Source organism: Streptomyces sp. NPDC043685 (genome assembly GCF_056436585.1).
Map to the genome: position 1 here is coordinate 131,992 of NZ_JBWKCH010000014.1, position 26,687 is coordinate 158,678.

Annotated in this window: 24 protein-coding genes and 1 pseudogene; 8 read left to right on the top strand and 17 right to left on the bottom strand. The window is 72.1% G+C overall.

Features of this window, described 5'->3' with window-relative positions:
• Positions 1-144: 144 nt before the first annotated feature.
• Positions 145-1,623, bottom strand: coding sequence for an aminotransferase class I/II-fold pyridoxal phosphate-dependent enzyme (locus tag AC0665_RS35745; protein WP_478706624.1), 1,479 nt, complete (start codon positions 1,621-1,623; stop codon positions 145-147).
• 69 nt (positions 1,624-1,692) lie between these two features.
• Entirely contained in the window at positions 1,693-1,914 is a 222-nt protein-coding gene (locus AC0665_RS35750) for a hypothetical protein (RefSeq protein WP_468406282.1), read from the bottom strand.
• A 273-nt stretch (positions 1,915-2,187) separates the two neighbouring features.
• Here AC0665_RS35750 and AC0665_RS35755 point away from each other — a divergent pair, with 273 nt between their 5' ends.
• From AC0665_RS35755 to AC0665_RS35780, 6 genes are all read left to right on the top strand, one after another.
• Positions 2,188-2,622, top strand: a complete 435-nt coding sequence (locus AC0665_RS35755) for an ATP-binding protein (protein ID WP_468406284.1) — start codon at positions 2,188-2,190, stop codon at positions 2,620-2,622.
• A 200-nt stretch (positions 2,623-2,822) separates the two neighbouring features.
• The gene (locus tag AC0665_RS35760; RefSeq protein WP_366053547.1) at positions 2,823-3,689 is read left to right on the top strand and encodes a SigB/SigF/SigG family RNA polymerase sigma factor; all 867 of its coding nucleotides are present in this window, start codon (positions 2,823-2,825) and stop codon (positions 3,687-3,689) included.
• Positions 3,690-3,719: 30 nt separating this feature from the next.
• Positions 3,720-3,983 carry a DUF5133 domain-containing protein gene (locus AC0665_RS35765; RefSeq protein WP_478706625.1) on the top strand — a complete coding sequence of 88 codons (264 nt, stop codon included), beginning with the start codon at positions 3,720-3,722 and terminating at the stop codon, positions 3,981-3,983.
• Between the two features lie 113 nt (positions 3,984-4,096).
• Positions 4,097-5,050, top strand: a complete 954-nt coding sequence (locus AC0665_RS35770; protein ID WP_478706626.1) for an ANTAR domain-containing protein — start codon at positions 4,097-4,099, stop codon at positions 5,048-5,050.
• 38 nt (positions 5,051-5,088) lie between these two features.
• The gene (locus tag AC0665_RS35775) at positions 5,089-5,922 is read left to right on the top strand and encodes a DUF1206 domain-containing protein (protein ID WP_468406294.1); all 834 of its coding nucleotides are present in this window, start codon (positions 5,089-5,091) and stop codon (positions 5,920-5,922) included.
• Between the two features lie 28 nt (positions 5,923-5,950).
• Entirely contained in the window at positions 5,951-6,385 is a 435-nt protein-coding gene (locus AC0665_RS35780; protein WP_381110682.1) for a hypothetical protein, read from the top strand.
• Positions 6,386-6,424: 39 nt separating this feature from the next.
• Here the strand turns inward: AC0665_RS35780 and AC0665_RS35785 are convergent, their stop codons facing one another.
• From AC0665_RS35785 to AC0665_RS35820, 8 genes are all read right to left on the bottom strand, one after another.
• Positions 6,425-8,668, bottom strand: a complete 2,244-nt coding sequence (locus AC0665_RS35785) for an FUSC family protein (RefSeq protein ID WP_468406299.1) — start codon at positions 8,666-8,668, stop codon at positions 6,425-6,427.
• A 78-nt stretch (positions 8,669-8,746) separates the two neighbouring features.
• Complete coding sequence (locus tag AC0665_RS35790) at positions 8,747-10,117, bottom strand: NAD(P)/FAD-dependent oxidoreductase (protein ID WP_468406301.1); 1,371 nt, start codon at positions 10,115-10,117, stop codon at positions 8,747-8,749.
• A 216-nt stretch (positions 10,118-10,333) separates the two neighbouring features.
• A complete protein-coding gene (locus tag AC0665_RS35795; RefSeq protein ID WP_468639181.1) occupies positions 10,334-12,061 on the bottom strand; it encodes a PP2C family protein-serine/threonine phosphatase in 1,728 nt (575 codons plus the stop codon).
• Complete coding sequence (locus AC0665_RS35800) at positions 12,058-13,479, bottom strand: SpoIIE family protein phosphatase (protein WP_478706627.1); 1,422 nt, start codon at positions 13,477-13,479, stop codon at positions 12,058-12,060. The genes AC0665_RS35795 and AC0665_RS35800 overlap by 4 nt, the downstream gene beginning before the upstream one ends.
• Entirely contained in the window at positions 13,479-13,919 is a 441-nt protein-coding gene (locus tag AC0665_RS35805) for an anti-sigma regulatory factor (protein WP_468406406.1), read from the bottom strand. The genes AC0665_RS35800 and AC0665_RS35805 overlap by 1 nt, the downstream gene beginning before the upstream one ends.
• Positions 13,919-14,338, bottom strand: coding sequence for an STAS domain-containing protein (locus tag AC0665_RS35810; RefSeq protein WP_468406305.1), 420 nt, complete (start codon positions 14,336-14,338; stop codon positions 13,919-13,921). Before AC0665_RS35810 ends, AC0665_RS35805 begins: the two co-directional genes overlap by 1 nt.
• The gene (locus tag AC0665_RS35815) at positions 14,335-15,222 is read right to left on the bottom strand and encodes an STAS domain-containing protein (RefSeq protein ID WP_478706628.1); all 888 of its coding nucleotides are present in this window, start codon (positions 15,220-15,222) and stop codon (positions 14,335-14,337) included. Before AC0665_RS35815 ends, AC0665_RS35810 begins: the two co-directional genes overlap by 4 nt.
• Positions 15,223-15,487: 265 nt before the next feature.
• Positions 15,488-15,889 (bottom strand): STAS domain-containing protein, encoded by a 402-nt coding sequence (locus tag AC0665_RS35820; protein ID WP_478706629.1) that lies wholly within the window; start codon positions 15,887-15,889, stop codon positions 15,488-15,490.
• A 346-nt stretch (positions 15,890-16,235) separates the two neighbouring features.
• On the opposite strand from AC0665_RS35820, the gene AC0665_RS35825 reads away from it, so the two are divergent.
• Positions 16,236-16,607, top strand: a complete 372-nt coding sequence (locus tag AC0665_RS35825) for a PRC-barrel domain containing protein (RefSeq protein WP_468639182.1) — start codon at positions 16,236-16,238, stop codon at positions 16,605-16,607.
• 37 nt (positions 16,608-16,644) lie between these two features.
• On the opposite strand, the gene AC0665_RS35830 is transcribed toward AC0665_RS35825, so the two are convergent.
• Together AC0665_RS35830 and AC0665_RS35835 are read right to left on the bottom strand one after the other, a co-directional pair.
• Positions 16,645-17,079 carry an ATP-binding protein gene (locus tag AC0665_RS35830; RefSeq protein WP_468406313.1) on the bottom strand — a complete coding sequence of 145 codons (435 nt, stop codon included), beginning with the start codon at positions 17,077-17,079 and terminating at the stop codon, positions 16,645-16,647.
• A gap of 117 nt (positions 17,080-17,196) precedes the next feature.
• Positions 17,197-19,095, bottom strand: a complete 1,899-nt coding sequence (locus AC0665_RS35835) for an AMP-dependent synthetase/ligase (RefSeq protein ID WP_478706630.1) — start codon at positions 19,093-19,095, stop codon at positions 17,197-17,199.
• Positions 19,096-19,246: 151 nt separating this feature from the next.
• On the opposite strand from AC0665_RS35835, the gene AC0665_RS35840 reads away from it, so the two are divergent.
• Positions 19,247-19,480 carry a DUF6480 family protein gene (locus AC0665_RS35840; RefSeq protein WP_366053532.1) on the top strand — a complete coding sequence of 78 codons (234 nt, stop codon included), beginning with the start codon at positions 19,247-19,249 and terminating at the stop codon, positions 19,478-19,480.
• A 25-nt stretch (positions 19,481-19,505) separates the two neighbouring features.
• On the opposite strand, the gene AC0665_RS35845 is transcribed toward AC0665_RS35840, so the two are convergent.
• The 5 genes and pseudogenes from AC0665_RS35845 to AC0665_RS35865 form a co-directional block, all read right to left on the bottom strand.
• Positions 19,506-20,594, bottom strand: coding sequence for a glutamate--cysteine ligase 2 (locus tag AC0665_RS35845; RefSeq protein ID WP_468406318.1), 1,089 nt, complete (start codon positions 20,592-20,594; stop codon positions 19,506-19,508).
• Positions 20,595-20,702: 108 nt separating this feature from the next.
• On the bottom strand, positions 20,703-22,910 hold the full coding sequence (gene glgB, locus AC0665_RS35850; protein WP_478610572.1) for a 1,4-alpha-glucan branching protein GlgB: 2,208 nt from the start codon (positions 22,908-22,910) through the stop codon (positions 20,703-20,705).
• A 3-nt stretch (positions 22,911-22,913) separates the two neighbouring features.
• Complete coding sequence (locus tag AC0665_RS35855; protein ID WP_468406322.1) at positions 22,914-24,284, bottom strand: maltokinase N-terminal cap-like domain-containing protein; 1,371 nt, start codon at positions 24,282-24,284, stop codon at positions 22,914-22,916.
• Positions 24,285-24,312: 28 nt separating this feature from the next.
• The gene (gene treS, locus AC0665_RS35860; protein ID WP_468406324.1) at positions 24,313-26,031 is read right to left on the bottom strand and encodes a maltose alpha-D-glucosyltransferase; all 1,719 of its coding nucleotides are present in this window, start codon (positions 26,029-26,031) and stop codon (positions 24,313-24,315) included.
• Positions 26,028-26,687, bottom strand: a pseudogene (locus AC0665_RS35865) (alpha-1,4-glucan--maltose-1-phosphate maltosyltransferase); the annotation flags it as partial. The gene treS and the pseudogene AC0665_RS35865, both read right to left, overlap by 4 nt.

The following is a 26,687-nucleotide window of genomic DNA, read 5'->3' on the forward strand; positions in this document are numbered from 1 at the left end:
GACGGGGGAAACCAGCCAGGGCAGTACGGTGGCGGACGGAGGACGGGGGGTCCACTCCGTCACCACGTATGAATGAACGGTAAACCATCCAGGGGGTGGGTGCGCCACCCGAAACCGGGTTGCGTGACCCGTTTCACTTTCGGGTCACCCGGCGTCCTCCGCCAGCACCCGGACCTTCTCCAGCCCGGGGTCCTCGGGGTCGGGCAGGTGCATGCCCGCCTCAAGCCCCGTCCGCAGATACGCCAGCACCGGCTCGGTCAGGCGCTCCCCGGGCAGGACCGCGGGGATGCCCGGGGGATAGGGCGTGATCATCTCGGCCGCGACGCGCCCCGCCGCCTCGCTCACCGAAACCGCCTCGGCCGGGCCGAAGAACGCGTCACGGGGCAGCACCGCCTGCTCCATCCGCAACTGCGCGGGGGAGGGCACCTCCACCCGCGGCGCCCGGGGCAGGTCCGGCGCGGCCCGTACCAGGTCCCGCAGCGCCTCCAGCAGCTGTCCGGTGGTCTCCCGGTCGTCGCCATGGGTGATCTGCGCGCCGATCCGGCGGTGGTCCACCAGATGCGCGTCGATGTGCCGGTGCTCGCGCAGCCAGTCCGCCGCCTGGAAGCCCGTGATCCCGAGCTCGGTGAGGTCGATGACACCGGGCAGCGGGTCGAGGTCGTCGGCCAGGCCCGGACCGCAGAAGTCGTCCCGGCCGTTCACGTGCAGCCCGTCGATCTCCTCGATGGCGGCCCGGACACCGGCCGCGAGGTCCAGCGCACCGCCCATCAGTTCCTCGCCGCGCAGCGCCATCTGCCGTCGCCAGCCGTCCAGGCCCGCGAAGATCAGCACCGAGGGGCTGGTGGTGCCCAGCAGATCCGCGCGCATCCCCAGCAGCTCCGGCGGCACCACCTCGCCCTGGAGGTGGAAGACCGAGCCCTGCTCCAGACCGCTGCCCATCTTGTGGATGCTGGTCACGCAGATGTCCGCCCCCGCGTCCATCGCCCAGGACGGCAGATCGGGGTGGAACGGCAGATGCGCGCCCCACGCCTCGTCGACGATCAGCGGCCGTGCGCGGCGGTGGCAGACCTCGGCGATCGCCCGCAGGTCCGCGCAGCCCCCGTACGGCGTCGGGCTGGTGACCAGCGCGCCGCGCGCGTCCGGGTGGGCGTCGAAGGCCCGGTCGAACTCCTCGGCGGACGGGGGGTGGGCCAGCTTGCGCTCGGCGTCCCAGCGGGGCTCGACCCACACCGGCTCGATACCGGAGATGATCAGCCCTGCCACCACCGACTTGTGGGCGTCCCGGCCGACCAGCAGTTTCTCGTGCGGCCCCGCGACCGACAGCATCGCGGCCTTCACCGACAGGGAACTCCCGCAGGTGCTGAAGAAGGTGTGCTCGGCGTGCACCGCGTCGGCCATCAGCTCCTGGGCCCGTTGCAGCACCCGGCCCCGGGTGAGCCGGTCGTCCAGACCACCCGAGGCCAGTACGTCCCCGTGGAACACCGCGTCGCCGAGGATCTCCCGGACCGCCGGATCAGCCCCCCGGGCCTGCTTGTGCCCGGGCGGCGTGAAGGACAGACGCCCCTTGCGTCGGTACTCGTCCAGGGCTTCCAGAACCGGTGCCTGCGTGTGGTCGGCTGTCATGTGCACCGGGTTCCCGACGTGTGCCCGAGCAATCCGGACCCGCCGCCACCGGCACCGGCCGCCACCCGGTCAGCCCTGTGGAGCGTGCCTGCCCGGGCTCACGATCTCGTCCAGCACCCGCAGCACCGCCTCGTACGACATCCGCCGCACGGTCGCGTCCCGGGCCCCTTGCGGGTCGGTCGCCTCCAGCTCCTCGCTCCTGGTCCGCCACGTCTGTTCCTCCTGCGCCGCGCACTCCCTCGCCCGCTGGATGCGCCGCAGCAACTCATCGGAATCCACCACATCGGTCATGCACCCCGCGTACCCGTTCAGCGGACGGAGATGGCACCGACTCGCAGCCGTCCGAGGTGTTTTCGGGCCTTCCGGGCGCAACGGAGGTTTGCAGGTGTGGGGAAAGGTGAGCCGAAGAGTACGACCGCGGCGCCCGAGCGGTGCGCGCTCCGGACGCCGCGGCAGATCGAGGGAAGCAGTGGGTCCGCGGACCTCCGGGGCAGTCCCCGTGGAGGGCGGCCGAGGAACGCGGTCCGGGCCCGGCATTCGTCTGTGCTGACAGGGAGCTGCAGGATGTGCGAGGAGCACATGATCGATTCACTGTTCGAGCCGCCCGGCGCCCAGCGCGCCCGGCCGAGCAAACCCGCCGAGGCGCGCCGGGCGGTGGAGCAGGCCGTGGCCGAGCGCTGCCGCGCCACTCGCACCCCGTGCGACACCGACGCCTTGTCGGACGCGCTGCTCGTCGCCTCGGAGCTGACGACCAACGCGATCCTGCACGGCGGCGGCGTCACCGACTTCCAGGTCGACGTCGACGGACCCGGTGTACGCGTCTCGGTGAGCGACCGCAGTGACGCGCTGCCCGTGATCGCGCCCCGCACCGACCCGCAGGGCCGGATACGGCACGGCGGCCACGGCTGGCCCATCGTCTGCCGGCTCGCCCGCGACGTCCGGGTGTCGGATCTGCCCACCGGGGGCAAGTGCATCACCGCTGTCGTCCCCCTGTCCTGACGCTCGTGAGCCGGCGCCCGAGAGATTGCTCGGCAAAGCGGAGTTTGTTCCACCGGGGCCAGGGCAGACGCAATTTCGTGCTTCGGACCGGAGGCGCGCCAGCGGGAGCGGTATGACTGCCCCGGAGGCCGTCGAGGCGTATCCGGGCAGCGACCTTCCCGCGGTCAGTCCCTGAAACCACCGTTCAGGAGCGAATCCGCATGCTCATCGAAACGCCCACCCATCGTCCCGGCACGCCCGAAACGACGACCACCACCACATCCCGGCGGCGTCACGACGACGCCCCCGACACCGCCGCCCTCTTCACCCGGATGGCGGAGCTGGAGGAGGGTCCCGAGCGGGACGCCGTCCGCGACGAACTGGTCACCCTGTGGCTGCCCATGGCCCACCGCATCGCCGGCCGCTTCCGCGACCGCGGAGAGTCGATCGAGGACCTCCGCCAGGTCGCCGCACTGGGCCTGGTCAAGGCCATCGACCGGTTCGACCCGAGCCGGGGTGCCTTCGAAAGCTACGCCGTCCCCACCATCACCGGTGAGGTCAAGCGGCACTTCCGGGACCGGATGTGGGCCCTGCGCGTCCCCCGCCGTGTGCAGGAACTGCGCAACAAGGTGCGGGTGGCACGCCGTGAACTCACCCAGAACCCGGGCAGCCCCGAGCCCTCCGTGGCGGACATCGCCGGCCACACCGGCCTCACCGAGGAAGAGGTCAACGCCGGGATCGAGGCCCTGGACAGCTTCAGCACCCTGTCGCTGGACGCCGAACTCTCCACCGACGACGACGGCTACAGCCTCGCGGACACCCTCGGCGCGGCGGACTCGTCCTACGACATCGTCGTGGACCGCGAGTCCGCCAAGGAAGGCCTGCGCCGCCTGCCCGAGCGCGAGCGGGCCATCCTCTACATGCGCTTCTTCGAAGACATGACCCAGAGCCGCATCGCCGATCACCTCGGCATCTCGCAGATGCACGTCTCCCGCCTCATCAGCCGCAGCTGCGCCCGGGTGCGCGACGAGGTCCTGGGGCAGCGGGCGGGCACCCGGGGCAGCGGCGGCCCCTCCACCCCGGCCTGACCATCCGATCCCACGAGGAGCTGAACGACCATGCTGAGGCCCCACCCCGCCGTGCTGCGCCGACTCGTCGACGAGTACGAGGCGCTGGCTGCCGCAGATGCCGTCGGCGGACCGGCGGAGCTGAACCCCAGGGCGCGCGACCTGGCCTACACCCTGTGCGTCTCCACGGGCACCAGGGACGTCAAGCGCGCCCTGGAAGCCGCCCACCAGTGGCTCGCGGCCGTACCCGCACCGGCCCGCGAATCCGCTGTGATGGCGAGCGCGCAGCGCATGCCGGTCACGGAGCCCGCCTGACAGGCGTGTGCCGCTGACACGACGGGGAAGACGAGGCGGAACGAGGGCCCGGCCGACGGCGGAAGCCGCGGCCGGGCCCGTTCGCGTCACGCCACCGACACCCTGGGAGCCTCATGTCCACAGCCAGGCGGGAAGCGGCCGCCGGCGACGGCGGCGAGCTGGAGCGGCTGCGCGCCCAAGTGCGCGACCTGCGCGCCCGGGCGCGCGTCTATCCGCTGATCTCGCAGGCGCAGGGCATGCTGCAGGAGCGCTACGCGCTGCCCGACGCCGAGAGCGCCTTCGCGCTGATGCAGCGGGCGTCCCAGCGCTACAACGTCAAGCTGCACACCCTCGCCGGCGTCCTGGTGACGGCACCGCGCCCCGACGGGCGCGACGCGCTGTGGTTCCCGCGGCGCGTCCGTGGTCCGGAACCCGCCCTGACCTTCACACAGGCGCACCTGTCCGGCTCCGGCAGCCGTGGTGCCGTCCTGAAGGCCGTGCTCGGCGCCACCCTGTCGGTGACCGGCACCGACATGGGCAACGTGCAGCTCACCGACCCTGCCCGGGGTGGCCTGCGCATCGAGCAGCACACCGGCCTCACGGCCGACTTCGTCGACTTCTTCGCCCACGTCGGTGAGGACGGCACGTCCTGCGCGCGGGCCGCCCGAGATGTCGCGCAGGTGACCGTGCACGAGGTGGAGAGCGACCCGGTGTTCACCGAACCGGCCCGGCAGGCCATCCTCGCGGCGGGCAGCAGGGCCTGCCACAGCGTCCCGCTGACGACCGCGTCCGGGTTGTGCGTCGGCATGGTCTCGGCCCATATGGACCGGCCCCTGAAGGGACTGACGACCGCCCAGACGAAGGCCCTCGACACCATCGGCGGCGAGGCGGGCCGCTGGCTCGCCTGGCACGACCGCACGGTGGTCCTGGACGCCCTGGAGCACCTGCACGCCCTCGGGCGCGCCGGGCGCGGATCGAGATTCCGCCGTCCTGAGGGCGACGGGAGCGGCGCCGCCGCCGTCGCTGTGCCATTCGCGCCGGCAAGAGAACCGGAATGCCCTGGTCCGGAGGCTGTGGAGGGTGTGTGAACGCCGACCCGGGGCATCCGCACTGCCGGGAGGTCGACATGAACACGAGTGCGATGGCACGTGACGGTGGAATCCGGGCCCGGCGGGCGGCGCGGGGTTCGGTGACCGAGGGAGCGGCCCGGGCGGGTTTCGCCGCCCGGGGCGTGATCTATCTGCTCGTCGGAGCGCTGGCCCTGCAGATCGCCTTCGGCGACACCGGCCGGCAGGCCGACCGCGGGGGAGCCCTCCAGGAACTGGCACAGAAGCCGTTCGGCGCGGTGCTGCTGTGGGCCCTGGGCATCGGTCTCGTCGGCATGGCGCTGTGGCGGCTGTCCGAGGCGATCTTCGGCTCGGTCGGCAAGGACGGCCGCAGCGCGCGCAAGCGGCTGATGGCGACCGTCCGTTTCGCCTTCTACGTCTTCGTCGCGTACTCGGTGCTGTCGTTCGCGATCAGCCGCCACCAGAGCGGATCAAGCGACCAGCAGTCCCGGGACGCCACGGCCCGGGTGCTGGAGATACCCGCGGGCCAGTGGCTGGTCGGTGCCGCCGGGATCGCGATCGTGGGGGCCGGCGGCTGGATCGCCGTACGCGCCGTGCTGCGCAAGTTCCACGACAAGCTCCGGCTGGGGCAGATGAGCCACCGGACGCGGCAGCTGGTGGACGTCACCGGCGTGGCCGGCGGAGCCGCCCGGGGGCTGGTCTTCGCGGTGGCCGGGATCTTCGCCGTCCGCGCCGCCGTCGCCTACGAGCCCGACAAGGCCAAGGGCCTCGACGACACCCTGCGCTCCCTCGCCGACACCCCGCTCGGCCCCTGGCTGCTGGTGTGCGTGGCCGCCGGGCTGGTGCTCTTCGGAGTGTTCTCCTTCGCCATGGCACGGTGGCGACGCGTCTGAGCCGCCGCTCGCGGGGAACACGAAGCCAATGAGCGATTCCGAGATTCCGCATGGCGACGGCCGGCCCGTGGACGTGTACCTGGACCTCCTGCGCATCCGGATGGACACGGAGGACTACCGCCTCCTGATGCGCGCGGTGGAACCGGTCCTCGAAGCGATCGAAGAGGAACGCCTGTCCAGCCTCGACTTCGCGCTCGACTCCGGGCCCGACGACGAGCTCCCCCAGGAGGTCCGTGACGAGGTGGCTCTGGTCATCGCCACCGCCGTCACCGGCCGCCTGGACAACGAAGTGGTCGAACTCGACGTCGACGACACCGGCCCGGTCAGGATCGTCACGGACGCCACCACCGCGTCCGACCCGATCCGCCTCGGCGAGATAGCCGACTACATCCGCGACCGGCACAAGCAGACCGAGGAGCTGCGGGGCATCGCCGAGGTGAGCGGCCTGCCCACGGACTTCTGACGGACCGCGGCCCCCACCGGGCCATGTGCTCCCCGGGGCTCACCCCTTGGGCGCCGCCACCGGCACGTCGAGCGGGCGGGCGAGACCGACCACGGCCTCGTCCAGCCGCTCCAGATGCCGCAGCACGCGGTCGGTGATCCGGCCGTAGCGCGGCGTGCCGGCGTCCGTCCCCAGCAGGGAGGCGATGCTCGGCCCCGTCTCCACCCGCACGCCCGCGTGGTCGTCGGCCACCCGGGCCGCGATGGACTCGATGTTGCGCACCGTGCGTCCGGCGGCCCCGCGCAGTCTCGGGTCGGCCGCGATCGAGGGATGGGTGGGCAGCAGCTCGGCGGTCGCCGCCAGCGTCCGCGCGTGATACGCGCACGTCTCCAGCAGTGCCACCACGTACCGGGCCGTGTTGCGCCGGGTCCGCAACGGCGTGACCGGGTGGATCAGCGGCTGGGTGGCCGCCCGCAGATCGGCCAGGGCCTGGTCCAGGTCGCGCGCCTTGTCCAGCAGCTCGTCCGCCGGGCCGCCGCTGAGCTGGCCGACCGCCGCCTCGGTGACCTCGGCCAGCCGCTCCAGCGCGGTGCCGAGCAGCTCGTTGGTCCGGCGATCCGTCTGCACCGGCAGCACCAGCGCCGCGGCCACCACTCCGCAGACCGCGCCGAGCGCCGTCTCCTCGATCCGCAGCACCAGCACGTCGAGGCTGTAGGTGTGCAGCAGCGTGTACAGCAGCCCCAGCATCGCCGTGACGAAGAACGACATGAGGGTGTACGACAGCGGCGCCGAGTAGAACATGGCGAAGATCAGCACCAGGACCAGGGCGAACGCCGTCCAGGTGTGCCGGCCGACCAGTCCCGCCAGGACGATGCCGGCCACCACGCCGAACACCGTGCCCAGCAGCCGCCGGTAGCCCTTGACCAGGATCTCGCCCGTGGAGGCGGTGTTGAGGAAGACGATCCAGCACGTCAGCACCGCCCAGTACCAGCGCTGGGTGGACAGCAGCTCGCCGCCGACGATCGCCAGCGAGGAACCGACCGCGACCTGCACCGCCGCCCGCGTGGTCGGGCGCCGCAGCCCCGTCTGCTCCTCCTGCGCCGGTTCCTCCCCGCCGCCGTCGATCGCGGCGTCCTCAGCGTCCAGCTCCTCACGTGAGCGGGCCGTCGCCGGAGTGTCGTCCGACTCGTCCTGGGGGCCGTCCAGCGCGATCCGCAGTCCGAGCACCGCACGGGCCGACTCGCCGATCCCGCGGAAGACGTCCTGGACGGCGGCCGACGCTGGCGGCAGGTTCTCCTCGTCCCGGTAGCCGAGGAGCCGGTTGCGCACATGGGCCACCGCCGTGCCTGTGTCGCCGCTGCCCGCCCGCAGCACCAGCTGGTGCAGTGCCAGCAGATCGCGGCGGAGCGTGGCGCCCGCCTCGTCGGGCACGGCCGGGCCGGACACCGACGGAGCCGGCGCGCCCGGCAGGTGCAGGGTGAGCGTGTCGGCCCGTTCGGCGCTGCGGGCGGACAGCAGGAGCAGACCGAGCCGCTCGGCGGCGATCTCGGCGTCCGCGATCCTGCGCTGCACCAGCCGCGCCGCCGACTCGTCCGGGGTGCCCTCCTCCAGCCGCCCCTGGATCATCATGGCCGTCTCGTGGAGCCGCGCGGTGCCCTCCCGCACGGCCTCCAGCGCCTTGTCCATCTCCTCCGCGGGCGCGTCGAGGAGTTCGAGCTGCGCGGCGACCAGCTGCGCCAGCCGGGCCCGGAAGGCCAGCCGCAGCCGCAGCAGCACCCCCGAGGGCGTCGCCGGCACGACGGCGAAGCGCATCAGGGCACTGGAGCAGAACGCCAGGGTCAGGGCACCGCACAGCGTGGGCAGCGAGGAGACGGTGGCGCCGACGAAGAGGGAGAGGAAGTAGACCTGGAAGCCGATCAGCCCGAGCGCGGTGCCACGGTCTCCGAACCTGCGGCCGTACACCGCGCAGAAGATCAGGACGACGAAGAAGGCGTCACCGACGACGAGACGCGCGTTGAGGACCGCGCCCAGGGACACCGACACCAGCGCCACCGGCAGGCCCAGCGCCAGCGTCACCGCCTGCGCACCGAGCTGCTTCTCCCGGATGGCGAAGGTGGCGACCATCGCCGCCATGGCCCCCGCCACCAGCAGGTGCACATCGGCCCCCAGCAGGGAGAGCACGGCCAGGGTGAGGGCGATCGCGCCGACCGTCCGCAACCCGGCCGTCAGACGCAGCAGTCCGGGGTCGGACGCCGCGATCCGGTCCCGTACCCGTGCCCGCACCGCGCGTCCCGCTGCCCTCACTCCGCCGCACTCTCTCCCTGTTCACACCAAGATCCGTATCTCAGCATGACATGCCGGGATCACGAGACCCCGCCCGGCCTAACCCGGCCGACCGGACGCCTCGACCTGCTCCCGCACCTGTTCCGGCGTCAGATAGGCGTCGGTGTACTCGAAGTCCTTCAGCCGAGCGGGCTTGCGGGCCTGGAAGCCGGTCCGTACGAAGTCGTCACCGGCGACCGCGTTCAGCAGCCAGTTCGTCATCACCCGCGTCTTGGCCACGTTGGTGCGCAGCGCCGACCAGTGGTAGCCGCGGGCCACGGCCTGGGCGGGCAGCCCGCGCAGCTCGATGCCCAGCGGCTTGGAGACCGCGTCGGTTCCGCCGAGGTCGACGACGAGCCCGAGGTCCTTGTGGACGTACGGCTTCATCACCTCGCCGCGCAGCGAGGCGATGACGTTGTCGGCGACGTGCTTGCCCTGGCGCAGGGCGTGCTGCGCGGTGGGCGGGCACATGGCCCCGTCGCCCTTGGCGAGGTCGGGCACGGCGGCCGAGTCGCCGAGCGCGAACACCCCGTCGTGGCCCGGCAGGTTCATCTGCGGGGCGACCGCGAGCCGGCCCTTGACGGTCTCCGCGCCGAGCGTGGCGATGAGGGGACTGGCGACGACCCCGGCGGTCCAGATGAGGGTGCGGGTCGGGATCACCCGGCCGTCGGTGAAGGTGACCTCCTCGGGGCCCGCCTTGGCGATGGAGGTGCCCAGGGAGATCTCGATGCCCCGCCGGCGCAGGATCTCCTGCGCGCTGCTGCCGAGCTTGTCGCCCAGCTCCGGCATCAGCTTCGGCGCGATGTCGATCAGATGCCACTTGATCAGGCTCGGGTCCAGCCGCGGGTAGCGCTTGACCGCCGCGTGCGTCAGGCGCTGGAGGCAGGCCGCGGTCTCGGTGCCCGCGTATCCGCCGCCGACCACCACGAACTGCAGCCGCGAGGCCCGCTCCACCGGGTCCTGGCTCGCGTCGGCCAGGTCCAGCTGGGAGATGACGTGGTCCCGGATGTACGCCGCCTCGGCGAGCGTCTTCATCCCGAACGCGTGATCGGTCAGACCGGGGATGTCGAAGGTGCGGGTGATGCTGCCGGGCGCCAGCACGATGTAGTCGTACGGCTCGTTGACGATCTCGTCGGTGATGGTGCGGATCACGCAGACCTTGGACTTCAGGTCCACGCCGATGGCACCGCCCGGAATGATCCGCGTGCGGTACTTCTTGCTGCGGCGCAGCGAGACGGCGATCGACTGCGGCGTCAGCACGCCGGAGGCGACCTGGGGGAGCAACGGCAGGTAGAGCTGGTAGGCGAACGGCGTCACCAGGGTGACGTCGGCCTCGTCCGGGGAGAGTTTCCGTTCCAGACGGCGGACGCACTCCACACCGGCGAAGCCTGCGCCAACCACCAGGATCCTGGGTCGTGTCACGGTGTTCATCCCTTTCTGCGGCTCCAGGCGGTCTGCCTCGAACGCCTTCCGACTGCCCCTGGATCGCTGGTTCGCACCCTTTCGATCCCACCGTGTGTCCGGCCGGCGCGCCAGTCGGACGCGGCAGGCAGACGAACGCGTCGATCACCACCATGCCCGCACCGTGGCCGAAAAGCACCGGGCGGGAGTGAAGAACGCGTGCACACCCGGCGGCCGGACCCGCCGTCAGGACCCCGCGGCGCCCTGGAAATGACAGAGCAGCAGACACACGTCGTCGTCGCGTTCGGAATCGCTGAGCAGCGGATGCAGCAGCCGGTCCGCCGAGCCCTCGAGATCCGCGTCCAGCTCCGCCGAACGGAACCCGCCCAGCGCCGACGCCAGCCGGTCGATGCCCGGGTCTATGCCCTGCGCGCGCCGCTCCACGAGCCCGTCCGTGTACAGGGCGAGGGTCGAGCCGGGCTCCAGCTCCTCGGTGTGGTCGGCGATCTCCTGGGTGAGCGGGATGCCGAGCATCGCGCCGGGCTTGGCGTCGAGGGTGCGCACGCTGCCGTCGGGCAGCCGCAGCACCGGCGGCGGGTGCCCCGCGGCGGCCCAGGTCAGCGTGGGCTCGTCCGGGTGGAACCGGGCGATGACGGCGGTGGCGTACAGGTCCGGCTGGAGGTGGTGCAGGAAGCGGTGCAGCCGGGTCAGCAGCCGGCCCGGGCTGTCGCCGTCGACGGCGTAGGCCCGCAGCGCCGTGCGCAGCTGGCTCATCATGACGGCCGCGTGCAGACCGTGCCCGGTGACGTCGCCGATGACGGTGATCAGACCGCCGTCCCGCTGGGGGAACGCGTCGTACCAGTCGCCGCCGATGTTCAGCCCGTGCGTGGCCGGAAGGTAGCGCGCGGCCAGGCTGAGGCCCGGTGTGGCCGGAAGTTCGGTCAGCAGGGCCCGCTGGAGCGTCTCGGCGATGTCGCGGTTGTGCTCGAAGCGCCGGGCGTTGTCGATCGCGATACTGGCCCGCCGGGTGAGCTCGATCAGCATCACCGCGTCGTCCGGGTCCCAGCGTCCGCCGGGAGGCGACAGCGTCAGCACCCCCAGCGGCGCCCGCCGCGTCGGCAGCGGCACGCACAGCAGCGGCCGCCCGGCGTCCAGCGCCGACGGCGGCTGGTCGTCGACGCCGGGCAGGTTGCCGGGATGGTCGGCGGCGTACTGGGGCCGCCCGGTGCGGGCCGCGACCACGGCCGCCGCCGGATGCGGCACCGACCGGTGCTTGTCCTCCTCCTGGTCGAACAGCCAGACGTCGACGCTGCTCGCGTACTCCGGCACCAGCAGGTCCGGCAGCCGGCGCACGATCTCCTCGTGGTTCAGCGAGGCGGTGAGCACGGCGCTGGCGTCCGCGAGGAAGGTCAGCCGGCGCCGGGCGCTCTCCGCCTCGTTGCGGGCGCTGCGCTCGGCGGCGAAGGCCTCACGCTGGGCCCGCCCGGCCGCGTCCAGCTCGGCGTGCAGCGCCAGGACGCCCTGGTTGGTCTGGTGCAGCTCCTCGCGGTGGAAGGCGACCAGATCCTCCTGCTCGGCGAGCTTGTCCAGCACCACGGCCGTGTCCTCGTCGGCGCCGAGCAGCGCCTCCGAGAGGGCGGCCGGGTCGTCGGCGACGACGCCGTCCTCGGGGGCCTCGGCCCTCTCGGGGCAGGGGGCCGTGACCTCCCAGAGGGGCTCACCGGCGGCGCACGCCTCGGGCGACGGGGTCACCACGACATGCAGCAGACCTTCCTCGGCGGGGGAGTCCGCCCGGTCCATGGTGAGCCGCCAGGTGCCGCCCTTGGTCAGGCACTGCCGCAGGTGGGCGCTGAGCGCGGCGGCCAGCCGGGTCCGTTCGACGGTGGGCACACCGTACGCGGCGGCCAGGCGCGCGAGCGAGATGCGCGCGCGGGCCGCGTCGGTGACGGTGGTGATCTGCCAAGTGCGCATCATGGGCGTTCCGGCGGGGTCGAGGTCAGCACGGCCACGGCGGTGTCGTCCCGCACCGGCCGGGCGGGACTGCTGGTGTCCCGTATCGTCACGGCGGCCGTCACGGCCGGGTCCGCCGCGGGCAGACCGGGGCCGGACGGCGGCGTCCAGCGGCTGGGCAGACCGTCGGTGTGCAGGATCAGCAGCGGGTCGCCCGTCCAGTCGGCCTCCTGCTCGCGCAGGGTGCCGGGCCGGTGGACCCCGACGATGCCGGGGCGTGACAGCAGGGCCCGCCAGGTGCCGTCGGTGCGCAGCCGCGCCCCCACGTTCCCTATGCCGGCGAACCGCAGCAGGCCGGCCGACAGGTCGAGCTGCGCCACGGCCACGGCCGCGCCACGGGTGCCGGTCAGCGTGGCGTGCAGCCGTCCCAGCGCGTCGGCGGGGGAGAGGTGCGCCCAGCGGTGCAGCGCCGCGACGGCGGCGGACGAGGCCCGCGCCGCCTCCGGCCCGTGCCCCAGCCCGTCCGCGAGCATCAGCGTCATCCGGTCCCCGGCCCGGGCCCACGCCCAGGCGTCGCCCGAGTAGTCGGCTCCGCCGTACGGGATGTTCACCCCGCCGGCCCGCACGCCCGCGAGGGGCAGGGAACGGTCCTGTGAGGCTGCCGCATGAGCCGGAGCGGGGCGGGCCGACCCGGTGGGGCCGGCCGGCGTGACGCTCTCGGCCCGGCCGCCCGCGACCAGGGCGTCCGGGCCGCCCGGCTCCGGGGCGGCCCCGGGGCGGCTTCCCGTGGCGGCGCCGCCCGGCAGGTCCCGGCTCGCAGTGGTGTCCGGCGTACGGCCGACGTAAGACGCGCCACCGCCCGTGGGGGTCTGTCCCGCGGAGCCCTGCGCACGGTCCGGCACCGCGGCATGGCCCGTCGGGCCACCGCGGGCCACCGCGCCGGACGGCGGCTCACCACCCGGCCACCCTCCGGCGGCGGAGACCTCGCCGTCGGGCCGCGGGCCCGCCTCGGTGCCCCGGGGCGCCGAGCTCACCCGGGCCACCGCGACCGTGCCGCGGCCCGGGGCGCTGTGCAGGGCGAAGTCGTCGGAGAGGCGCAGGCACGTGCCGAGGCCCGCGCCGAGCGAGTGGGTCGTGGAGAAGCCGTCGCGCAGGGCCGCGGGCACGTCGGGAATGCCCGGGCCGTGGTCGATCGCGGCGATCTGCACCACCCGGGACCCCTCACGCCCCTCCCGCGGCACGGGCGGAGCCACCACGTCGATCAGCACCTGACCGCCCTGCGCGTGCTTCAGCAGATTCGTGGCGAGCTCGGTGGCGACCAGCGCCGCGGCCGCCGTACGCCGCTCGTCCAGCCCGGCCAGCGCGGCGGCGCCCTCCGCCGCGACCCGGGCGTCGCGCACCCGGGTCGAGTCGAGGACCGGCACGTCCCACACGCGCGGCATCAGACCTCCTCGCGCGGGCGTGGCGGCCGGCCGACCCAGCAGGTCACCCGCACCGTGGTGCCCGAACCCGGCGTGGTGTCGATGTCGAAGTCGTGCACCAGACGCCGCGCCCCGCTCAGCCCCATGCCCAGACCGCCACCGGAGGTGTAGCCGTCGCTCAGCGCCAGGTCCAGGTCCGCGATGCCCGGCCCCTCGTCGCTGAAGGACAGCCGCAGCCCCTGCGCGCCCGCGCTGCTGACCTGCGTCGCCTGCATCTGGCCGCCACCGCCGTGCACGAGGGTGTTGCGGGCCAGCTCGCTGGCCGCGGTGATCAGCTTCGTCTGGTCCACCAGACCGAAACCGAGCTGGGCGGCGGCCTGCCGGACATGCTGTCGCACCCACACCAGGTCCATGTCCGACCGGATGGGCAAGCAGGCCTCCACGCCCGCGGCGGTGTGCATCACGGACTCTCCTGACGCGGGCTGCCGGGGCGGGACACCGTGGCCTGCCGCGCGAGGAGCTCCATGCCCGCCTCGGTGCTGAGGGCGGTGCTCAGCCCCGGCAGCGTCAGACCCAGTTCGACCAAGGTGATGGCGACGGCCGGGCGCATGCCGGCCACCACGGTGCGCGCGGCCAGCAGCTTGGACTGCGCGGCGATCTCGGCCAGTACCCGGCCGAGGAAGGAGTCGACGATCTCCACACCGGAGATGTCGATGAGGACCCCGCGCACCCCGGTCCGGGAGATCGTCTCCGACAGGTCCTGCTGGAGCTGCTGCGCCGTGCTGTCGTGCAGATCGCCCTGGAGCGTCACCAGCAGGACGTCGCCGAGCCGGAGGACCGGCACATGGCCGGGCACGGGGCGGGAGTGGGCGTCGTTCACCGCTGACCCGCACCCGGGCCCACGATGTCCGCGCCGAGCTGGTGCAACGCGTACCCGAGCGCGTCGGCGAGGCTGGCGCGGGTGATGACGTCCAGGTCCAGGCCGAGGTGCACGATGGTCTGCGCGATGGCGGGGCGGATGCCCGAGACGATGCACTCGGCGCCCATGAGGCGTGCCGCGGCGACCGTCTTCATCAGGTGCTGCGCGACCAGCGAGTCGACCGTCGGCACCCCGGTGATGTCCAGGATCGCGAACCGCGCGTGCTGCTCGACGACGGCGTTCAGCAGCGTCTCCATCACGATCTGGCTGCGGGCGCTGTCGAGCGTCCCGATGAGCGGCACGGCCACGATGCCGTCCCACAGCCGGATGACGGGCGTGGCCACCTCCATCAGCTGCAGCCGCTGCCGGTCGCTGAGCGCCTGCCACTCGCTGAGCGCCGTCTGCATGGCCACCAGCCGAAGGGTGCCCATCAGCACGGTCAGCGCGGTCGAACACGCCCGCAGGTGCTCGGGGGGCGCCTGCTCCAGATCGGCGGCCAGCAGGTTCTCCGTGGGCGGCCGCAGGGCGGCCAGCTCGCTGGAGACCTGGGTGTTGGACAGCCCGGCCCGGGAGCGGGCCACGCCCATCCGGGCCAGCTGCTCGCGCACGCCGCTGAATCCCGCGGCGTCCGGGTCCTCCACCTGCTCCGAGTCGGCCACCTGGGCCAGCGCGTCCACGACTGCCTTGCCCGCTTCGACCGCCTCGTCGCGCGAGACGGTGAACACGGTGCGGAACAAAGGCTCGTCGGCCCACCGCTGGGCGATCTGCTCCCGCCGTCGGTACAGGAAGTCCCTGACCTCGTGGCTGGGCGTGGCGAGCTGTCCGTCCGCTTCGTGCTCCGGCACCTGGTTCTCTCCTCATCCGCGTTGCGTCGACCGAGCCCGCTTCTGGCAACGAGACGGCGATGTGACACTTGCCGGGCGACAACTCTAACCATGCGCCGACCTCGTACGACACCTGCTCCGGTGCAAGCGATCCGGTTCGGGACAACGGCGGTTGAAACACCGGCCTGTCGTCGGCGCGCGAGGGTGAGCCGTCGTCCGGGCAGGGCGGAGCGAGGGCACCGGGCGGCCGGATTTTCCCGGCGCCGTGCCCGAGGGGCCAGGTCGGTCAGAGGCTCTGTTCTCCCGGCTCCTCGGGGATGCTGGACCCGGCGTCGACGCGGGACAGAGCCTCGTCGAGCGACTCCGATATCGGCACCGTGATGCTGACGCCGGTCAGATCGAGGATGCGCCGCACGGTCGGCGTGGGGCTGATGACGTGCACACTGCCCTCGGTCTTACGGGTCTCCTGGTACACCCGCAGGATGATGTTCATCCCGGACGAGTCCATGAAGGGGACGGACGAGAGGTCGAGCAGGAAGTGCCGTCGGCCGTGGTGGAGTTGGTTGGCCAGATGGGCCTGGAACTCGGTCGCGGTGTCGACGTCCAGGTAGCCGTCGACCGTGATCAGGGCCACGTCCTCCCGGGGCAGTTCGACTTCCACGGACAGCGGGTTCTGGGCGAGGGGCACGGATACCTCCAACAAGTGCTACGGCCTGGGCTGGTCACCTCTGGGGATGACCGCGGTGCGAGGGGAACCCGGTCGTCGTCCGGACTCGGATGCCGTTCCTCATGCGCCTCCCTTCCTCGACGGGCTTCGGATGTCACCGCGCACCCGCGATTACCCCGGAAACCACTCCTCATGCATGCGCGGCGGAAACATCCTCGGGACCGGGCCGCCGGAAGCCGCGCGGCTGGCATGCGTGTGCGCCGAATGCGCGTGCGGCAGGAGGGTAATTGCTGCTGTGGAACGGGGTGGGCGGCACACGCCCGCCCGAGCACTGCGATGCGAACATCGCCAGGGAGGATGGAGCAGCGTGGCCATCGACAGAATCTGGTCGTACGCGCCGGACAGCGGTCACACCGAGGAGCAGGATCTGACCGGTTTCGCCGTCGCCGCGACCGACGGCACGATCGGGCACGTGGACCGGGAGGCCGCTCCGCACGACATGCGGCACCTGGTCGTCGACACCGGTGTCTGGGTGTTCGGCCGCAGCGTCCTGGTGCCGGCCGGAGTCGTCACGGGCATCGACACACAGGCGAGAAAGATCACATTGGCGTGCAGCAGGGGAGACGCGAAGGCGGCGCCCCGCTTCCAGACCGACAGCGAGACGCGGGACCGGGAGTACCTGCGGGCGGTCGGTGACTACTACGACCGGCTGCCGCCACGCGAGACGGCCTCGGTCTGAGCCGGTCACGGGCGCGACGCGCCCGTGACGCTCCGGCTCACCAGGGCATGAACACGTGCACGTCCTTGCCGTGGTCGTCGGCCACCACGCTGACCTGGTCGCACAAGGTGTGGATCAGGTGCCAGCCGATGCCCCCGCCGCCGCTGCGCGGATCGAAGGGGCGGGGGGCGGGTTCGGTCGTGCTGGTGTCGTGCAGGACCACATGCACGCCGTCGAACGTCCGGCGCATCCGCAGCGCGAACGGACCCGGGGCGTACTGGACCGCGTTGGCGGCCAGTTCCGTCACCACCAGCAGGATGTCGTCCCAGTACTCGGGGGCAGAGGGCGGGGCGGAGCGTGCCAGATCACGCAAGAACTCCTCCGCGGCCAGCCGTGCGCCTGTCACGTCATGCGGCTCGCCCACGAAGCTGTTCGTGCGGCTCGGGATCTCCTCGGAGGTCAGGGCGTCGTCCCCACGCGGCTCGGTTGACATATCGCCTTTCCGGCCCGGGCGTCAGCGAGGGCTGCCGTCAGGGCTGTCGTCCTTTCTCATGCGTCGCCACTGTTGCGTGTTCCCGACCGGGCGAGGCCTACGCGTCCGGGTGCACGGTCAGCGGAACACGTTGTCTGAATCGTCCCAGTTTGACGGTTCGGCCGGGGTTCTCGGACCGCCAGGTCGTCTCCGTGACTGGTACATCGCGTCGATCTCCGACGCGTAGTGCCGCACGATCTCGTCCCGCCGCAGCTTCATCGACGGCGTCAAGAGCCCGTTGGTCACGTCGAACGCCTCCGGCAGGACCCGGAACACGCGGATGGACTCCGATGGTGACACGGCGCTGTTGGCCGCGGCCACGGCCCGTGCGACCTCCTCCCGCAGCGCGTTCTCCTCCCTGGCCTCCCGCATCTCGCCCTGCAGGGCCAGACCGGCCCGCCAGTGCGCCAGGAACTCCGGATCCAGCGTGATCAGGGCACCGACGCAGGGCCGGTTGTCCCCCACGACGACCGCCTGGTGGATGAGCGGGTGCATCCGCAGCCGCTGCTCCAGGGCCAGCGGGGCGACGCTCTTGCCACTGCTGGTGATGATGATGTCCTTCTTGCGGCCGGTGATCGTCAGATATCCCTCCGAGTCGAGCTGCCCGAGATCCCCGGTGGCAAGCCAGCCGCCGCGCAGTGCGGCCCGGGTGGCCGCCTGGTCGCCCACGTACCCCTGGAACACCGACGGGCCGCGCACCAGGATCTCCCCGTCCTCCGCCACACGGATCTCCATGCCCGGCAGGGCCTGCCCCACCGTCCCGGACTTCTCCCGGCCCAGCGGCTGCATCGTCACCCCGCCGGCGGTCTCCGTGAGGCCGTACCCGTCGTGCACGTAGATGCCGATGCCCTCGTAGAAGAGGGACAGCTCGCGGCTGAGGGGGGAGCCGCCGGACGTCGCCCGCCGCACCCGGCCGCCCAGCGCGGCCCGCAGGCGGCGGTACACCGTGCGCTCGTACACCGCGTGCTGGAGCCGCAGGTCGAACCCGGGCCCGCGCCCACGGCCCAGCCGCTGGCGTTCCAGGGCCGCGGCGAAGTCCCGGGCGGTGTCGGCGGCCCGCTCGAACAGCCCGCCGTGACCCCCTTGCTGCGCCGTGCGCAGGAAGTTCTTGTAGATCTTCTCCAGGACCGAGGGAACCGCGTAGAGGTACGTGGGCCGGAACGAGCGCAGCGCAGACGACAGTGCCTCACCGCTCACCTCGGCCTGATGTCCCATGAGCAGCCCGCCGCGTACGCACAGTCCCTGGATCATCAGCCCGTACACATGAGAGAAGGGCAGGAAGGCGAGCACCGAGCCCTGCTCGCCGCGCGGTGCCGCCGTGTGCCCCCACCCCGCCAGCAGCGTGTCGCAGGGACCGGCGAGGTTGCGGTGGCTGAGCGCGCAGCCCATGGCGTGGCCGGAGGTGCCGGACGTGTAGGCGATGACGGCCGTGGAGTCCGGCAGCACGATGCGCCGCATCGAGTCGACCGTGGCGATCGGGACGGACTCCCCGCGGACCCTCAACTCCTCCAGGCCGCCCGCGTCCAGCTGCCAGACGTGGCGCAGCAGCGGAAGCGACGCGCACACCGAGCCGACGGTCATGACGCCCTGCTCGTCCTCGACCACCACCGCCACACAACCGGCGTCCCGCAGGATCCACTCCACCTGATCGCGCGAGGACGTCGGATAGACCGGGACGACCTCGGCGCCCACCGACCACAGCGCGTAGCACAGCACCGTCCACTCGAACCGGGTGCGCGCCATGATCGCCACCCGGTGGCCCGGCGCGATCCCCGACGCGATCAGCCCCTTGGCCAGGTCCACGACCTGGTCGCGCAGCTCGATGGCCGTCACCTCGTCCCAGGTCGTGGAGGCGGGGTCGGCCCGGCGGGCGAGCACCGGCCGGGTCGGTTCGCGGTCCGCCGTCTCGAAGACGCTGTCGGCGAGCCCACCGGTCAGGGGCGCCGCGGCCGGGGGAGCGAGGGCGAGGTCGCGCATGCACTGCTCCTGACATGTACGGGGTGTGACGTTGCCGACGGGTACCGTCATCGGCGGTGCTCGAATGTAGTCGAGCCGAGACCCTTCGGGGTCGGAAAATACGGAAGTCGACCCACTGGTGATCTCGGCGTGATCGGGGGACCCGGTCGGCATGACACACATCAGTCCCGACCCAGAGCCCGAACGCACCACCGGTCTCGAGCCCGGCGGCGGTGTACCGCCGGGCGAGACCCCACCCGCGGAGAGCAGCATGCCGGAAACGCTGCCCCGGGAGACCCACAACCCGACCAAGGGCTGGGCCAAGGCCCCGATGGCCGTGATCATCATCGTCGCCGTGCTGATCGCGGCGTTCTTCCTGGCCTACGCCCTCGTCCTGATCCTCTGACCCCGCCCGTGAGCGCCGGGACGCCTTACGACTGCGTGTGGCGGACGCACTCGGTGACGACGTCCCGCAGACTTCCCGTGCGCTCCATCAGCGCGCGCTGCACCTGAGCGCCGTTGCCCTCCCGCAGCAGCTCCTCGAAGCCCGTCTTCGCCCGCTCCAGGTCACCCGTGCCCTCGAGCGCCTCCCCGACGTGCTCCAGCAGGGCGCGCACGACGGTCTCGGCAGGCATGCGGCGCATGGTCTCGGGGTGCAGCAGCTCGCCGGAGAGGCCCGACCGGGCGGCCTGCCAGTCCGCCAGCCGCAGCAGGCTGACACTGTGGCCGAGCGGCTCCCGGCCCTCCCGCCACTCGCGCGCGGCGGTCTCCACCAGCCCGCGGACGAGGGTGGCGATCAGCGCGGCCGTGCCGGAGTGCAGACAGACGTCCGAGACACGCAGCTCCACCGTCGGGTACCGCGGGGACAGCCGCGCGTCGAAGTAGATCATCCCGTCGTCGAGGAGGGCGCCGGTGGCCACCATGTCCGCGATCAGACGGTGGTACCGCTCGGGTGAGCCGAAAAGCTCCGTCGGGCCGGCCGACGGCCAGCGCAGCCACACCCGGCTGCGATAGCTGCTGTACCCGGTGTCCTTGCCCTGCCAGAACGGCGAGTTCGCGCTCAGCGCCCTCAGCACGGGCAGCCACGGCCGCAGCCGGTCGACGACCGCGACGCCCTCCTCGTCGGACTCGACCGACACATGCACATGGCAGCCCATCACGAGCTGCTCCCGGGTGGCGATGCCGTACTGGTCCGCCATCCACTGGTAGCGCCGGCTGACGCCCACGGCGGGGCTGACCGGCAGCGGCGAGGTGGCCAGCGCCGCCACGGTGCAGCCGATCTCCCCCGCGTGCCGTGCGGCCTCCTTGCGGCAGCGGACGATCTCCGCGCGCAGGCTCTCCATGGACGACTGCGGATGGGTGGCGAACTCCAGCATCTGCTCGTGGAGTTCCTTCTCGAAGACGTCCTGCTCCGCGTCGTCCTTCTCCGCCCGGGCGAGCACCGCTGCGGACAGCGCCCGCGGCTCTCCGGTCTCCGGATCCACCAGGAGGAGTTCCTCCTCCACTCCCACGGTGCGCACCTGATGCCCGCCCTTCTGACCCTGCCGTCTCGTACCACCGGGTGCTCCCGGTGGTACGACCTAGTGCCCCTCACAGGCGGGTGGGACACCTGGTGGGACGGCGGCACTTCACACGGCGTACGGCGTCAGCCACACCGTGGCCAGGGGAGGCAGCGTGATCCGGACCTGCCCGTCCTGCGCTTTGACCGGGTTCGGATGCGTGACTCCGCTTCCGCCGTAGCGTGTGTCGTCGGTGTTGAGGCGCTCCTCCCACGCGTCGACGTCACCCGGCACCCACAGGCCGTAGTCCTCCCGGACCACGGGGGAGAAGTTCGACACCGCCAGCAGCGGGTTGCCCTCGGCGTCGTAGCGCAGGAACGCGAGGACGTTGTCGTCGGCCGAGTCCACCGCCACCCACCGGAAGCCTTCCGGGCGGGTGTCGCACTGCCACAGCGCGGGCGTCCGCAGATAGGCGGCGTTGAGGTCACGGACCAGATCGCGGACCCCCCGGTGGTCGCCCGCCGAGTGGTAGCCGTCGTCGAGCAGCCACCACTCGGGGCCGTGCTCCACCGACCACTCGGCCCCCTGCGCGAACTCCTGCCCCATGAACAGCAGCTGCTTGCCGGGGTGGCCCCACATGAAGGCGAGATAGGCCCGGTGCGTGGCGCGCCGCTGCCACCAGTCGCCTGGGATCTTGGACACCAGCGCCTGCTTGCCGTGCACGACCTCGTCGTGCGAGATGGGCAGCACGTAGTTCTCGCTGTACGCGTACACCATCGAGAACGTCATCTCGTGGTGGTGGTACTTGCGGTGCACCGGCTCGTGGGAGATGTACTCCAGCGAATCGTGCATCCAGCCCATGTTCCACTTCAGCCCGAAGCCGAGCCCGCCGGTGTCGGTGGGCCGGGTCACCCCGCCCCAGGCGGTGGACTCCTCCGCGATCGTGACCACGCCCGGGGCCCGCCGGTACACCGTCGCGTTCATCTCCTGCAGGAACGCCATGGCCGCCAGGTCCTCGCGGCCGCCGTGGGCGTTGGGCTCCCACTGGCCGTCCTCACGGGAGTAGTCCAGGTAGAGCATCGAGGCCACCGCGTCCACGCGCAGCCCGTCGATGTGGAACTCCTCGCACCAGTACACGGCGTTCGCGACCAGGAAGTTGCGCACCTCGGTGCGGCCGAAGTCGAACTCGTACGTGCCCCAGTCCGGGTGCTCCGCGCGCCGGTCGTCCCCGGGCTCGTACAGCGGCTCCCCGTCGAAGCGGGCCAGCGCCCAGTCGTCCTTCGGGAAGTGCGCCGGCACCCAGTCCATGATCACGCCGATGCCGGCACGGTGACAGGCGTCCACGAAGAACCGGAAGTCGTCCGGGGAGCCGAGCCGGGACGTCGGCGCGTAGAAGCCGGTGACCTGGTAGCCCCAGGAGCCGTGGAAGGGATGCTCGGCGACCGGCATCAGTTCGATGTGCGTGAAGCCCATGTCCTTGGCGTACGCCGGCAGTTCCTCGGCGAGTTCGCGGTAGGTCAGCCCCGGCCGCCACGACGCCAGGTGCACCTCGTACACCGAGAACGGCGCCTCGTGCACGGGGGTGTCGGCGCGGTGCGCCATCCACTGCGCGTCGCCCCACTCGTAGTGCGAGGCCGTCACGATCGAGGCCGTGTTGGGCGGCTCCTCGCACCGGCGGGCCATCGGGTCGGCCTTGAGGAAGCGGTGCCCGTGCCGCGAGTGGATCTCGAACTTGTACGCGGTGCCCTCGCCGACGCCCGGCAGGAACAGCTCCCACACGCCGGAGGCGCCCAGGGAGCGCATCGGGAACTGCGTCCCGTCCCAGTGGGTGAAGTCCGTGGCGACCCGCACACCCTGCGCGTTCGGTGCCCACACGGTGAACCGGGTGCCGCTGACGCCCTCGTGGGTCATGGGCTGCGCGCCGAGCGCCTGCCACAGCTGCTCGTGCCGGCCCTCGCGGATCAGATGCAGGTCGAGTTCGCCGAGCGCGGGCAGGAACCGGTAGGGGTCGGCCGTCTCCTGCTCACCGTCCTCGTAGGCCACGTGCAGCGTGTAGTCGGGGACGGCGTCCAGCGGCAGGACGCCCGAGAAGAGGCCCTCGCCCTCCGAGACGAGCGCGGTGCGCCTGCCGCCGATCACCACGCTCACGGCGCGGGCGAAGGGGCGCAGTGCCCGGAACACGACCCCGCCGGGCACCGGGTGGGCACCCAGCAGCGCGTGCGGATCATGGTGGGCGCCCGCCAGCAGCCGCCCGCGGTCCTGCGGGCTCAGGGCGGGCGCGGTCGTGCTCGGGACCGGGCCTGACGGCTCCGGGATTGAGGTGTCTCGCAGGGCCACGGCTCAGTCTCCTCTCACGGCGAGGCGCTCGATCGCCGCCATCGGTACAGGCAGCCAGTCGGGGCGGTGCCGTGCCTCGTACAGCACCTCGTACACGGCCCGGTCCGTCTCATAGGCGCGGAGCAGTCCGTGCTTCTTGCGCGGGTCCCAGCCGGCGCGGGCGGCGTAGCCCGCGCAGTAGGCCTCGCGGCAGCGGCGGGCCCACTCCGGGCGCCAGGGGCGGCGCTGCCGGGCGGCGTAGTCGAAGGAGCGCAGCATCCCGGCGATGTCCCGTACGGGGGAGTGGGCACTGCGCCGTTCGGAGAGCGGCCGGGACGGCTCGCCCTCGAAGTCGATGACGAACCACTCGCGCCCGGCCCGCAGCACCTGCCCCAGGTGCAGATCGCCGTGGATGCGCTGGGCGGGCGGTCCGGGGTCGCAGCTGGTGAGGGCGGCGAACGCGGTGCGCAGACCCGGCACGAACGGCTGGAGCGCGGGCACGCAGTGCGCGGCGGCGTCCAGCCGCTCGATCATCGCGGCGGCCGTCTGCCCGTTCTCCCCGGGGCCGCCGACGGGGAACGCGGACGCCAGCGCGAGGTGCACCTCCGCCGTGGCCGCGCCCAGGGCCCTGGCCTGGACCGTGAAGTCGTCCCCGGCGGCCAGGGCGTTCAGGCCCAGGGTCCAGCCGTCGGAGGCGTCCCGCAGATACGGCTGGAGCACACCGAGGGTGGCCTTGAAGGGGTGCTTGGTCTGGAACCAGGCCACGGGCGCGGGCACGCGGTGACAGCCCTGCCGGGCCAGCGCGCCCGGCACCTCCAGATCCGGGTTGACGCCCGGCTGGATGCGCCGGAAGACCTTCAGGATGTACTCGTCGCCGTAGACGAGCGAGGAGTTGGACTGCTCCGCGTCCAGCAGCCGCGGCACCAGTCCGGCGGGCACCCGCTGGTCCGGGTCGCAGTCGAAGCGCAGGGGGCCCGCCGTGCCGGGGTGCCGCAGCCGGTCCAGCAGCAGCTGGGCGGAGCGGGGGTCGTGCAGCGCGTCGTACACGGTCAGGCCGGCCAGCGGCCCGTCCTGCACCCGCCCGATGAGGGCCCGCCCGAGGCGCGGCGAGGGCTGCTCCCGTACGCCGAGCAGCAGCTGGTAGCAGTCGCCGGCCGGGGGAGCCCCGCCGGGCGAGGGCACACCCGTGTGGCCGGCGTGCCCGGCGTGGACCAGCAGATGCAGACAGCCCGGGAAGAGCTCGGTCATCGACAGCAGGCCGAGCTCGGTGACGGGCCGGTCCTTGCCGGCGAACCAGCGCTGCCGGGGCAGCCAGTCGCGCAGCAGCCCGCCGAGCGACTCCATGGGCTCGGCAAGGCGTGTCAGGCTCGGGCGGAGGGATGCGGTCTTCGGCATGGTCACGCCTCCTTGTCTGGGCGCAGGCTCACAGTCGCCGGCCGATGCGGGATGCGACTCGGGTGAGCCGGAACCAGTAGAAGCCGTGGCCGCCGAGGGTCAGCAGGTACGGCAGTTCGCCGATCGCGGGGAAGCGGACCCCGCCGAACAGCTCCACCGGGTGCCGTCCGGCGAACTCACGCAGGTCGAGCTCGGTGGGCTGCGCGAACCGCGCGAAGTTGTTGACACACAGGACCAGGTCGTCCTCGTACTCGCGCAGGAACGCCAGGACCGCGGGGTTGGAGGAGGGCAGTTCGGTGTAGGAGCCGAGGCCGAAGGCCGGGTTCTGCTTGCGGATCTCGATCATGCGGCGGGTCCAGTGCAGCAGTGACGACGGGGACGACATCGACGCCTCGACGTTGGTCACCTGGTGGCCGTAGACCGGGTCCATGATCGCCGGCAGGAAGAGGCGGCCCGGGTCGCAGGTGGAGAACCCGGCGTTGCGGTCCGGGGTCCACTGCATCGGGGTCCGCACGGCGTCGCGGTCACCGAGCCAGATGTTGTCGCCCATGCCGATCTCGTCGCCGTAGTACAGGATCGGCGAGCCGGGGAGGGCCAGCAGCAGCGCGGTGAACAGCTCGATCGTGTGCCGGTCGTTGTCCAGCAGGGGGGCGAGCCGCCTGCGGATGCCGATGTTGGCGCGCATGCGGGGGTCCTTGGCGTACTCGGCCCACATGTAGTCGCGCTCTTCGTCGGTGACCATCTCCAGGGTCAGCTCGTCGTGGTTGCGCAGGAACATGCCCCACTGGCAGCCCGAGGGGATGGCCGGGGTCTTGGCCAGGATCTCGGAGACCGGGTAGCGCGATTCCCGGCGTACGGCCATGAAGATGCGCGGCATGACCGGGAAGTGGAACGCCATGTGGCACTCGTCGCCGCCGCTCGGGTAGTCGCCGAAGTAGTCGACGACGTCCTCGGGCCACTGGTTGGCCTCCGCCAGCAGCACCGTGTCCGGGTACTGGGCGTCGATCTCGCGCCGGACGCGCTTGAGGAAGGCGTGTGTGGCGGGCAGGTTCTCGCAGTTGGTGTCCTCGGCCGCGTACAGATAGGGCACCGCGTCCAGCCGGAACCCGTCGATGCCGAGGTCCAGCCAGAACTTCAGCGCGGCCAGGATCTCCTCCTGGACGCGCGGGTTCTCGTAGTTGAGGTCCGGCTGGTGCGAGAAGAACCGGTGGAAGAAGTACTGGCCCCGCACCGGGTCGAAGGTCCAGTTCGACGTCTCGGTGTCGACGAAGATGATCCGCGCGTCCGGGTAGCCCTTGTCGTCGTCGGCCCACATGTAGTAGTCGCCGTAGGGTCCGTCGGGGTCCTTTCTGGACTCCTGGAACCACGGGTGCTGGTCACTGGTGTGGTTCATGACGAAGTCGATGATCACGCGCATGCCGCGCTGGTGGGCGGCGTCGACGAACTCCACGAAGTCGGCCAGGTCGCCGAACTCCGGCAGCACGGCCGTGTAGTCGGAGACGTCGTAGCCGCCGTCGCGCAGCGGGGACTTGAAGAAGGGCGGCAGCCACAGGCAGTCGACGCCGAGCCACTGGAGGTAGTCGAGTTTGGCGGTCAGGCCCTTGAGGTCGCCGACGCCGTCGCCGTTGCTGTCCTGGAACGAGCGGACGAGCACCTCGTAGAACACGGCGCGTTTGAACCAGTCCGGGTCACGGTCCCTCGCGGGGGTGTCCTCGAACGTGTCCGGTACGGGCTCGTTCACTGTCATGGCGTTCCTGCCCCTCCGTACGCATGCGCGGCGGGCGGGGACTGGACGTGAAAGACGTGCGCGGGAGCCCGCCCCGGCTCCAACCGCACGTAGTTGTGGGGTCCCCAGCGATAGGTGTCGCCGGAGAGTTCGTCGCGTACGTCCGCCGACTCGTGCCAGTCCAGGCCGAGGTGCGGCAGGTCCAGCGAGACCGTGCCCTCCTGGGTGTGGTGCGGGTCGAGGTTGGCGACCACCAGGACGACATCGGATCCGCTGCGCTTGCTGTACGCGATGAGCGCGTCGTTGTCGGTGTGGTGGAAGCGGAGGTTCCTGAGCCGGTGCAGCGCGGGGTGGTCCCGCCGGACGGTGTTGAGCCGGGTGAGCAGCGGGGCGATGCTGCGGCCCTCGCGTTCGGCGCTCTCCCAGTCGCGGGGCCTGAGCTGGTACTTCTCCGAGTCCAGGTACTCCTCGCTGCCCTGTTTCACCGGGGTGTTCTCGCACAGTTCGTAGCCGGAGTAGATGCCCCAGGCCGGGGAGAGGGTCGCCGCGAGCACGGCCCGGACCTCGAAGGCGGGCCGGCCGCCGTGCTGGAGGTAGGCGTGCAGGATGTCGGGGGTGTTGGGGAAGAAGTTCGGCCGCATGTAGGAGGCCGCCTCACCCGACAGCTCCGTCAGGTA

What these genes read in the sequence shown, in the direction of transcription:
- AC0665_RS35745 (WP_478706624.1), bottom strand. Translation starts at nt 1,623, where the DNA reads ATGACAGCCGACCACACGCAGGCACCGGTTCTGGAAGCCCTGGACGAG.
- AC0665_RS35750 (WP_468406282.1), bottom strand. Translation starts at nt 1,914, where the DNA reads ATGACCGATGTGGTGGATTCCGATGAGTTGCTGCGGCGCATCCAGCGG.
- AC0665_RS35755 (WP_468406284.1), top strand. Translation starts at nt 2,188, where the DNA reads ATGTGCGAGGAGCACATGATCGATTCACTGTTCGAGCCGCCCGGCGCC.
- AC0665_RS35760 (WP_366053547.1), top strand. Translation starts at nt 2,823, where the DNA reads ATGCTCATCGAAACGCCCACCCATCGTCCCGGCACGCCCGAAACGACG.
- AC0665_RS35765 (WP_478706625.1), top strand. Translation starts at nt 3,720, where the DNA reads ATGCTGAGGCCCCACCCCGCCGTGCTGCGCCGACTCGTCGACGAGTAC.
- AC0665_RS35770 (WP_478706626.1), top strand. Translation starts at nt 4,097, where the DNA reads ATGTCCACAGCCAGGCGGGAAGCGGCCGCCGGCGACGGCGGCGAGCTG.
- AC0665_RS35775 (WP_468406294.1), top strand. Translation starts at nt 5,089, where the DNA reads ATGAACACGAGTGCGATGGCACGTGACGGTGGAATCCGGGCCCGGCGG.
- AC0665_RS35780 (WP_381110682.1), top strand. Translation starts at nt 5,951, where the DNA reads ATGAGCGATTCCGAGATTCCGCATGGCGACGGCCGGCCCGTGGACGTG.
- AC0665_RS35790 (WP_468406301.1), bottom strand. Translation starts at nt 10,117, where the DNA reads ATGAACACCGTGACACGACCCAGGATCCTGGTGGTTGGCGCAGGCTTC.
- AC0665_RS35795 (WP_468639181.1), bottom strand. Translation starts at nt 12,061, where the DNA reads ATGATGCGCACTTGGCAGATCACCACCGTCACCGACGCGGCCCGCGCG.
- AC0665_RS35800 (WP_478706627.1), bottom strand. Translation starts at nt 13,479, where the DNA reads ATGCCGCGCGTGTGGGACGTGCCGGTCCTCGACTCGACCCGGGTGCGC.
- AC0665_RS35805 (WP_468406406.1), bottom strand. Translation starts at nt 13,919, where the DNA reads ATGCACACCGCCGCGGGCGTGGAGGCCTGCTTGCCCATCCGGTCGGAC.
- AC0665_RS35830 (WP_468406313.1), bottom strand. Translation starts at nt 17,079, where the DNA reads ATGTCAACCGAGCCGCGTGGGGACGACGCCCTGACCTCCGAGGAGATC.
- AC0665_RS35835 (WP_478706630.1), bottom strand. Translation starts at nt 19,095, where the DNA reads ATGCGCGACCTCGCCCTCGCTCCCCCGGCCGCGGCGCCCCTGACCGGT.
- AC0665_RS35840 (WP_366053532.1), top strand. Translation starts at nt 19,247, where the DNA reads ATGACACACATCAGTCCCGACCCAGAGCCCGAACGCACCACCGGTCTC.
- AC0665_RS35855 (WP_468406322.1), bottom strand. Translation starts at nt 24,284, where the DNA reads ATGCCGAAGACCGCATCCCTCCGCCCGAGCCTGACACGCCTTGCCGAG.
- treS (WP_468406324.1), bottom strand. Translation starts at nt 26,031, where the DNA reads ATGACAGTGAACGAGCCCGTACCGGACACGTTCGAGGACACCCCCGCG.